3 protein-coding genes are annotated in these 2,311 nt (G+C 35.6%); all 3 read right to left on the bottom strand.

The genetic code is table 11. The annotated features are described in order from the left end of the window. The coding region (locus RsY01_RS10720; RefSeq protein WP_094785523.1) for a phage portal protein at window positions 1-880 on the bottom strand (880 nt) is incomplete at its 3' end. Window positions 881-982: 102 nt separating this feature from the next. Beyond that, window positions 983-1,594, bottom strand: a complete 612-nt coding sequence (locus tag RsY01_RS10715; RefSeq protein WP_094785522.1) for a hypothetical protein — start codon at window positions 1,592-1,594, stop codon at window positions 983-985. A 142-nt stretch (window positions 1,595-1,736) separates the two neighbouring features. Next, window positions 1,737-2,311 (bottom strand): terminase TerL endonuclease subunit (locus RsY01_RS10710; protein ID WP_238594984.1); only part of this gene is annotated, 575 nt, incomplete at its 5' end.

The raw sequence follows: 2,311 nt of genomic DNA, 5'->3' as shown, positions 1-2,311 counted from the left end.
TTTCAAGATCACCAACCATATGCGGTGGCACTCTGAAAATCCGAGCAATTTCATTGATTTGAAATTTTCGTGTTTCTAAAAATTGAGCCTGTTCTGGCGAAATCGCAATCGGTGCATATTTCATTCCCTCTTCCAAAACAGCAACCTTATGCGCATTACTTGAGCCTCCAAAAGTCTGTTGCCAACTTTCACGGATACGGGTGGGATCTTTTAATGTCCCAGGATGTTCCAATACACCACTTGGTGCAGCCCCATTGGCGAAAAACTTCGCACCATATTCTTCACACGCAATCGCCATCCCTATCGCATTCTTTGCCATGGCAATTGGCGAATAACCTACCAAACCATCAAAACCAAGACCTGGGATATGAAGTACCTCAGATGAATGGAGTTTAACCTGATAACCTTTCATAACATCTCCAGTCGCAACAGTATAGATATAATAAAGCTCACCACTTTTATCTCTATCCACACTCATACGATTGGGCAGCAATGGATACAAGCCAATAACTTGTCCTTTACCATTTCGGATAATTTGAGCATAGGCATTACCCCACAATAAAAGATGTGTCATTAGTGTCTCTCGAAAAATAAAGGAAGTCATTTCTGAATTTGGCTCATCATGTAGCAATAAATACAGGGGATGAGTCCTCGCTTTTTCTTTGCTCGTCTCAGTCTGCTTATAAAGATGAAGTGGTAGACTTGCGACTGCCTCTGATAATATCCTGACACATGAATGAACAGCTGTCATCTGCATGGCGGATTGTTCAGTTACAGGCTTACCACTTGTTGTGCTGCCCATAAAAAAACGATAGCCACTACCAACAGTGCTATCATTTGGTTTGTCTCTTGATTTGAATAAGCCTTTAAAAATCCCCAATTAATCACGCACCTTTCTTTTTTAGGTATCAGAAAAGCACCTATAGACTTGATAGATGATTCTTCTGATATTTGGTATTATACGGCTAAAGTCTATCCCAGTTTAATCTAGCTTATCCAAAGGAAAAGATTTCCGAATTGAATTATAACTTCTTTGCCACCCAGTTAATTCTGTCTTTTCCTCATTGTATTCGACAGACGTAAATATTTTTGAATTAGATAGTTCAAGGATTATAAAAAGCGTCGATAATGATTCAAATAAATACTCCAATGTCCCAAAATATGATAATGAGTTTGTAAAATCATGTTTCAAATTTTGATACGCATTATTGAATTTATAATTTTTCTTTTCACTGTCAGTAATAGGGATTCCATTTTCATTAACATTTCTAACTCTATCAACAGATTTTATAAAATTATTTTTATACAATTTTTTATCGAAATGATAGTTTGACCAAGTAACATAGGCCCATCTTAATTTCAACTCTGGAATTTTAGGAATATAATTATCAAAGTTTTGTTTACTAAAACCTTTCTTTAGTCCTTGATATTTAAGAGCTGCTTCTATTTGCGCAAAAATTCGTAATTGTAGCTCTGCAATATTGACAGAATACACATTTTTTTGTTTTTCTACAAGAGCTATTTGATAAGCTATTTTTAATACTTCTGATTCCAATTGAAAATAAATTTGTTTAAATACCTCAATATTCTCCATAGTTCCTAACCTTACTTTTTAATTTTTCGTCTCATTATCTTAAAGACTTTTTAATATGCTATAAAACCTCAATTTAACCTTATTAATTCTATAAAAAACTTGGTAATCCTATTTTAGCATATTTTAAAAATATAAATCCGCACTATATCAGAAACAATCCCCTATCATCATAAACACTAGCACCACCATCGTTCCCACAACGAATCGCCCTATCAAGAGCCATGATAGTCGCAATAGCACCATCAATTTTTTCAGTGGATTTCTCCTTGTCAGCCTTGATATTCCCTGCTGGATCTACCCTAACAAAAATATTATCCATATTCCAACGAAGTACTGGATGACCACTATGAGCCAATCTCTTCTCAAGTGTCAGTTTCATTAACTCTTTAGTTGGCGGACTCATATCTTTGAAACCTTGTCCGAAGGGGACAACAGTAAAGCCCATACCTTCCAAATTTTGAACCATTTGAACTGCTCCCCAACGGTCAAACGCGATTTCTCGAATATTGAATTTCAATCCCATTTCTTCTATAAATTTTTCAATGTAACCATAGTGTACCACGTTCCCTTCAGTCGTTTTCAGATTTCCTTCTTTCTCCCAAACATCATAAGGCACATGATCACGTTTTACTCGAAGGTCAAGTGTATCTTCTGGTATCCAAAAGTAAGGCAATATACAAAATTTATCAGTTTCATCAAGAGGTGGAAATACTAGAA

This window comes from Pseudolactococcus reticulitermitis, from assembly GCF_002260845.1.
Classification (GTDB): domain Bacteria; phylum Bacillota; class Bacilli; order Lactobacillales; family Streptococcaceae; genus Pseudolactococcus; species Pseudolactococcus reticulitermitis.
Note: the sequence above shows the minus strand (reverse complement) of the source record. Positions and strands in the feature narration are given on the sequence as shown.